At 46.7% G+C, this 7,348-nt stretch carries 5 protein-coding genes; all 5 read right to left on the reverse strand.

Annotation, left to right across the window (positions count from 1 at the left end; all coding sequences use genetic code 11):
- Window positions 1–209 precede the first annotated feature (209 nt).
- The 5 genes from AB4238_RS12935 to AB4238_RS12955 all read right to left on the reverse strand — a co-directional run bounded on the left by AB4238_RS12935 (window position 210) and on the right by AB4238_RS12955 (window position 7,045).
- The gene (locus AB4238_RS12935; protein ID WP_372033805.1) at window positions 210–869 is read right to left on the reverse strand and encodes a molecular chaperone; all 660 of its coding nucleotides are present in this window, start codon (window positions 867–869) and stop codon (window positions 210–212) included.
- 82 nt (window positions 870–951) lie between these two features.
- Window positions 952–1,587, reverse strand: a complete 636-nt coding sequence (locus AB4238_RS12940) for a DMSO/selenate family reductase complex B subunit (RefSeq protein WP_372033806.1) — start codon at window positions 1,585–1,587, stop codon at window positions 952–954.
- A gap of 12 nt (window positions 1,588–1,599) precedes the next feature.
- Window positions 1,600–4,029, reverse strand: a complete 2,430-nt coding sequence (locus tag AB4238_RS12945) for a DMSO/selenate family reductase complex A subunit (protein ID WP_372033807.1) — start codon at window positions 4,027–4,029, stop codon at window positions 1,600–1,602.
- Between the two features lie 40 nt (window positions 4,030–4,069).
- Window positions 4,070–6,076 (reverse strand): MtrB/PioB family decaheme-associated outer membrane protein, encoded by a 2,007-nt coding sequence (locus AB4238_RS12950; protein ID WP_372033808.1) that lies wholly within the window; start codon window positions 6,074–6,076, stop codon window positions 4,070–4,072.
- Between the two features lie 15 nt (window positions 6,077–6,091).
- Window positions 6,092–7,045: a DmsE family decaheme c-type cytochrome gene (locus tag AB4238_RS12955; RefSeq protein ID WP_372033809.1), complete on the reverse strand. Its 954-nt coding sequence runs from the start codon at window positions 7,043–7,045 to the stop codon at window positions 6,092–6,094.
- Window positions 7,046–7,348: the final 303 nt, after the last annotated feature.

Below are 7,348 nucleotides of genomic sequence, written 5' to 3' on the forward strand. Positions count from 1 at the left end.
ATACCAATTGCATTAAAAGTTTGACTATTCAGCGTTTTGAAACCCGCACTATGTGAGCCCCTCAGCCTTGCCACTTCTGCTTGCATTGTCTCAAGGCAATAACCATTTCTTCCACAATGCGCCTTGAATTGAACCCCTGAGAAAGTGCTGAACTGAGTATATCCTTAACGGAATTGGTATTAGCTGTTTAATGCAAGCTGTTTTAGCCGCTATCGGTACAGGCGTGTTGTCATCGGAAGCATATTTAATCTAACAATCAATTGATCTAAAAAGGCCTGGGTTAGCAAAGCTATCGCGCGATAAAAATCGGTTTTTGCGTGTTCGTTGATAAGTGCTAAACAGCGACCAGACCAAGGAAGAAGATGTTGCTGAAGTAACACGATGCAGCTGCGCTCTATTGTTTCGCTATCTTCGGTTTGAGCCCATAGGTTAAACATCTGATCTAAGACGGCAAAGAAAAGACCGATATGATCGACAGGCTGATTCGTATCGAGCTCGAAGCTGATCCCTTGCTCCTGATAAAAGGCTTTTAGTGCCAGCGTTGTCTTATCATTGAGAAGTTGTCTCTCGCTTAAGTAGACCGAGCCCCAAGGAACTGCGTTAGGCTCACCAGGACCATAGAAGAGTTGGGCATAATCAAGTTTTAAGGCTTGTTGCTTATCAGCAGTCCATAGCTTGAGATAACTGGATAATAACTCACGGCCATTAGACTCTTGCGCAGAAGCGCTAAACTCAGGCCAGCTTTGAGCAACATCGTGTTCGATAAAACTCTGCAGCAATTCGGGTGTCGGGTCGTTAAAGAGTACATTATGAAGAATGCGTGCAATGCCCTGATATTCCAAGAGCTCATTTTCAGTAAGGAGTGACATATTAACCTCGTTTAGCGCACACAAGTGTCGCAATTGACAGCAAAAAAAGGTGCCATTCTAGAAGAATGACACCAAGCAGGGGTTAAACTTCTGAGAAGTTCAACACTTTACCATCGGTGGCGCCACTGGGACGCGAATGACGATTAGGAGTGATGAGTAAGTTTGGCGTTGTTACACTGCTCTCTGGCAGCGGAGCAACATCGGGTAGAATGGCTGCTGGATACTTAGCCTTCAACTCGTCCATAGGTGCAAAGTCGATTGCACGCATCGGGCAAGACTCGACACATGAAGGTTGCTTACCTTCCGCTAGTCGCTCGAAACAGCCATCACATTTGGTCATCACCTTACGATCGTTATCAATCTGAGGTGCATCGTATGGGCAAGCTCTTGCGCAGCTTTCACAGCCAATACATAGATCGGTAGCAACATGCACTAATCCATCTTCGCGGCGTTTGTGCATTGCACCAGTAGGGCAAGCCTTAACACACACTGGCTCAGAACAGTGGTTACAACCGATAGACATGTAGTAGGCGAATACGTCTTGGCTGACGGTACCATCACCATTCTCTGTCCACTGTCCGCCACCATATTCATAGACCCTGCGCCAGTTGATGCCAACAGGAAGGTCTTTTCGATCTTTACACGATACCTGACAGGTTTTACAGCCAGTACATTTGCTTGCGTCGACATGAAAGCCGTATTGGATATTATTGTTCATTGCTAACTCCTATCAAACCTTACGGATTTCAACCAGGTTAGTGTGCTGAGGATTACCTTTAGTTACCGGTGTGGTGCGTTGTGTCGTGAGAACGTTTAAGCAACCGCCTTTATCCACATCACCGCCAGGTTGGAACCATGCACCTTGACCCAGTGCCGTTACGCCGACCATGATTCTAGGTGTCACCTTAACTTCAACTTCGATAGTGCCGCGGTCGTTAAAGATATGGACTTTATCGCCAGTTTTGAGTCCGCGTGTGTTGGCATCAAGTGGGTTCATCCATACCGCATCTTGCACTACTTCACGTAACCAAGGGACATTGTGATAGCTTGAATGAGCACGACCTTTAGTATGATAACCAGTCAGTTGCAGTGGGTATTTTTTCTTGGTTTCAGTATCTTCGTAGCCTTCCCAAGTCGGCACATATTTTGGTAGTGCCGATATCACATCACCCTCTTTGAGCTTCCAAGTGCGGGCTTTTTCTGCCAGACGCGAAGAGTAGATCTCAATCTTGCCTGATGGGGTTCCCAGCGGATTGGCTTGAGGATCATTACGGAAGTCTTCTAATACAATGTAACCACCGTTAGGCAGGTATTTACGATAGATCCCTTGCTTAAGCATCACCTCTTTTTCTGGCAATTCTGGTGTTGCCGCTTTTGACTCTGCATAGAATTGATCAAGCCAATCTTTACGACTCTTACCTTCGGTAAATTCGGCTTCTACACCCATACGCTTAGCAAGTTCGACACAGACTTCATAGATAGGGCGGCTCTCGAACATAGGATCAACGCCTGAGCTCATCTGTACCAATGTTGCAGTATCACCTGCGGCGTAGCTTTGGTAGATAAGATCTTCAGACTCCAACCAAGTCACATCAGGCAGCAATATATCGGCAAACTTAGCACTTGGCGTCATCCAGTTATCAACCACCAGAATGAACTCACACTTAGATTCATCTTGCAGCAGTTTCTCTGTTTTACGTACATCTGAGTGTTGGTTAATCAGGGCATTACCACCGTAGTTGATGATAGCTTTGATATCGGTGTCTAGTTTGCCGTCGCCGTCGTCATCAAGCTCTACGCCCTGCACGCCATCAGACAGCACAGTCATGTTCTTACCGTCTTCAATTGCCTGAGTGAAGGTAAAGAATGAGATCGCTTTTTTGACTGGATTTGCTCCTGTCGGCATAAACGGTGCGTGTAGCGATGAACCTTTACACAAGCCACCACAGTTAGTGCCCGGTAGACCGAGCTGACCTAATAAAATAGGGAGCATGTAACCTGCGCGGGTATTGTTTTCACCTGCAGCCTGACGGTTTAACGAGGCGGCAATCTGGATGAATGGGGCACGAGCCGCTGCCAGTTCTCTGGCTAGCTCAACGATGATATGCGCTTCGATCCCTGTGATGCTCGCAGCCCACTCTGGTGTCTTAGCGTTCGCACCTGGTGTTGAATCACCCACCGTAGTGTTGTCAAGAATGTAAGCTTTGTAGCTTGCTTCATATCCAACGCCAGCAGGCATGGTCTTTTCGTCATAGCCGACACAATATTTATCTAAGAAGGCCTGATTGACCGTATTGGTGGTGATCCATTCATAGGCCAATGCTTCGAACAGTGCAGCATCGGTACCTGGGCGAATTGCAATCCACTGATCTTCTTTACCTACCGCAGAATCGGTATAGCGAGGATCGATCAAGATAGTCTTAAACTTATTCTTCTGCTTTTGCATCAGGAAGTCATAGGCTTCACCTGAACCACTCATGCGGATCTCTGACGGGTTATAACCGACCATCAGCACCAAGTCAGAATTTTGCATCTCAGACACGCTGCTGCCTTGCCAGCCAGGACCTGCTGAGCCGTATGTTTGCCCTGCCGCTTCGTAAATTTGCGACCAGCTATAGTCGCCATAAGCATTGAGATAACCGCCTTTAAGATTCATCAAACGGTAGAGACACTGCTTACCGGAAAAGTGATAGCGGGCACCTGAGTTATAGGTGAAGTGAATCGATTCGTTGCCATATTGGTCGATGGTGCCTTGCAGTTTTTCAGCGACAAGATCGAGCGCTTCATCCCAAGTAATACGCTCAAATTGCCCACTGCCACGCGGGCCAACACGTTTCATAGGGTATTTAAGGCGATCGGGAGCATAGACACGCTTTCTCAGAGAGCGACCACGAAGGCAGGCGCGTACATCATGATCGCCATATTTATCTGTGGTGGTGAACTCTGACTCTACTCGGGTGATCACTCCATCAGTTGAATAAACCTGTACCGGGCAATTAGAGCCGCAGTTAACCAGACAAGCCGACCAGTTTAGGTTTTCACCAGCCACGGGTGGCGTAGGCGGTACGACTTCAACATCATTCGATCCTGAGTTACAGCCAGACACTGTTGCTGCGCAACTTAGTGCAGCACTCATTTTTAAGAAACTTCTGCGTTCCATTATCATATCCTCATTGCAGTTATGGTTAGCACTGTTTGCATTAGCGCAGCTGGTAGCTAAACGACAACATCACTTGGTGCGCGTTATAGTTATGGTTCAGGTCGCCTAAAGTGGTGAGTCCCGGAACGGTATCGACATCAATTTGCGCGTAATCGGTGTCGTAGTAGCGCTCATACTGGTAAGCCAGTTTTAGCGCCATCTCTTCACTCAATGCGTAGTTCGCATGTAGTTGGAGACTATGATTGAAAGAGTAATAATCTCCCTGAGGCGCTGTGACGTTATAGGTGACTGACGTATCGCTGTTGGAGTTTGCGAACAGGTAGTCACCGCCCAAGCTGAGCTTGTCTTCCATTAGCCCGTTATAGCTAAAGCCTGCCCCTAGATTGATAAATTCATCTTCGATACCGGCGTACCAATCGGCAGTTGAAAAGCCCTGGCTGCCCGCTTGATTAGATTTGATCCATTGCTGTCCGCCAAAGGCGTAGGCCGATAGGTGCTGGTTGAGTTGCAACCCAAGGTTGATGTCATAGCCGTAATCTTCAGATTCGGTTAGGCCAATTTGGGTGTGGTTGTAATCGTCATTAGCGTAACGTGCGCTTAGATCTAGACTGAGCCATGAAGTTGGGGTGTGATTGAACTTAGCTTCGAAGGCGGTGCGCTCTCTATCTGCTAGATAATATTTTCTGAGCAATGGGTTGGTTTCTGATGACGTTAGCTCGTTAGTTTGATATTCACTGCCGCTGCGGTTATCTAAAGTAGCCTTAAATTTAAGTTTGAGGTTATCCAGCGCACGGATATTTAGCTTCGCCCAGATTGCATTGTCATTGGTTTGCTCGCGGTCGCCATAACTACGTTCCATCTCTTTACGATCGTAGCCAGCTTGCAGGCGATAGTCGCTGTTTATGCGGTAACTGGCATTAACCTTAAGCCCACGACGCTCGGTATCTAACGGTACATTTTGCTTAAATGCGCCCGTGATGCCGTTGACTTCAAATTGCGCAAACTCCCATACCGAACCTTTGTTGTCACGCTTGCTGTAATCAACACTGCCACCGAGTCTGAACTTGTTGCTCACAAGCGAGGTGACAGCGAACTTACCATCTAAGGTTTCGACCTCACCATCCCAGTTCTGTAGCGGGTTGCCAGACATCTGAATCAGATCATCATCTTGGATCATTTTTCCCGACGCTAGACGACCGCTTATGACGGTGCGGCCTAGTTGGTATTGGCCAGAGAGGCTAAGTCGATGCGCCTGATTGTCTGGGGTCGCAGCAAAGACGTCATAAAGGTAGGGCAGACTTAAGGCGCCAATATCGTTTTGGTACTGGCTAACGAAGTAGTTGAGATCAGTCACCCACTGCTCACCAGATAGTGACAACCCTGCGGTGAGATTATCTGTATTGGCATCGATAGGCTGACCAAAATTAACCGGACGTGGCGTGACAATACTGCTGCTTATATTTCCAGTTTTTTGTTCATGGTCATAACGTACATAAGCCTTATAAAAATTTCGGCCATAACTCAGACCCAAGCCAGCTTTGTTTCTCTGCAGGGAGCGCTGTTGGGTCTGAGTGTGCACGCTCGGGGTTAACAGATCATCTTTGTACCAAAGCTGACTGAGTGCATCGCCGGATTGATAGCTGGTTAGGCGTTGATAATCTGCTGTTACTGTATACAGGCCAGACTTACCAGCAGTTAGATGAGCAAAGCTATTATCAAGGCCGAGTCGGTGAGCCTGAAACAGCGCCTTATAGCCAGCATCATTTTGATACTTAAGATCGGCATCGACACTGGCGTTAGCGCCATCTTTATCGGTACCGAATGCGTTGCCAGAGTGAATGTCATCGCTGTCGATATAAGCGGCATTGACACCTATTGTGCCGCTATAGCCATCCACTTTAGGGCAACGTTTACATTGGAATTTGTTCTGCTTAACAGTGCTAGTGTTAGCCTTGTTAACACCAAAGTCCGCTGCCATTGCCGAGGCTGTTACCACGCTCGATATTGCGAGAAATGATAATGTGATCAGGTTTAATTTGAATCTCATTTTAATGACTCCTGATTAGCGCTGCAGCTTACTGCCAGCGGGGTGGTTAGAACCATGGATCTGGCTATGGCAATTGAGACAGCTCTTACCGCCGCCAAAGGCATCTGTTCCGCCTTGTTGTACGACACGGCTGGCATGGCCGTCATCCATATGGCATTGTTGGCACAGCTGAGGTGCACGGTAAGTCAACATGGCTTCATTCACGCTGCCGTGAGGGTTATGACAATTTGCACAGTTTTCAGTCACCGGCGCGTGTTCCCATAGAACTGGCCCGCGTTTTTCGCTGTGACAGCTGTAACAGGTGTCATTGATTGTGTTGTGGTTAAGTGCGCTTTCACTCAAAGACCCATGAGGGTTGTGGCAATCGACACAGGTCATTCGATCCCATTTCAATGGATGAGATGAACGCTTGTTGATGGCTGATTTTTGCTGGGAGTGGCAAGAGGTGCAGCTGTCATTGACCGTGAGTGGGTCCATTACCGGATCTTTATCAGTATGGATACTGTGGCAATCGCTGCAGGCGACTTGGTCTAGGTTGTGGCTGCTACTGTGCCATGCCATCTGCTCTGGGTTGTTATGACAGCCAAGGCAGACACTGTTTTGGGTTTGAGCTGGCAACTTACTCTCTTTGCCAAAGGTTATCATCGGCTCCTTGCCAGCCTTATTGTGTTTGCCTAGTGGACCATGGCACGCTTCGCACTGAAGACCTGCCATTGGCGAATTTACTTGGCTTGAATTGCCGTGCACGCCATCAAAAATAGCCATCACAGTGGGATTTTTTTTATGGCACATTAGGCAGGAGTCAGCGCCTTTTTTAGAGTAATTACCCTCAGCAAATTTCTCCGTCAGTTGCTGCTCCAGTTGTTCACCAGTGAGTTGACTCCAAGCGGTCGCCTGAACTGGCAGGGATAAGCAAGCGAAAGTGAATATCACACAGAGTAACTTAGTGATAATACATTTGTTCATCATCTTAGCCTTACGGTTAATTATTTTACGGTTTAGTGTTTTTTGTTAATTATTTTGCAGGGAAATTGTAGTTCGAATGTACAGCTATTACTAAATAGGTATTTATGAAGTTGTGATTTTAAATTTAAAAATAATTTATACGTGATCGAGATCTTTATTTAGTGCTTGATGGTTAATGCAGGTTTATATAAATTTGATTTTAGGCATTGTATTTATACACTGTTGATTTTATTGCTATTATTTTGTTTTCAATCTGGGTTTTATAGCGTAGATCTAATTTTTATTTAAATGTTAAAGGTATATTTG

It is taken from the genome of Shewanella sp. 10N.286.45.A1 (genome assembly GCF_041470405.1).
GTDB lineage: Bacteria > Pseudomonadota > Gammaproteobacteria > Enterobacterales > Shewanellaceae > Shewanella.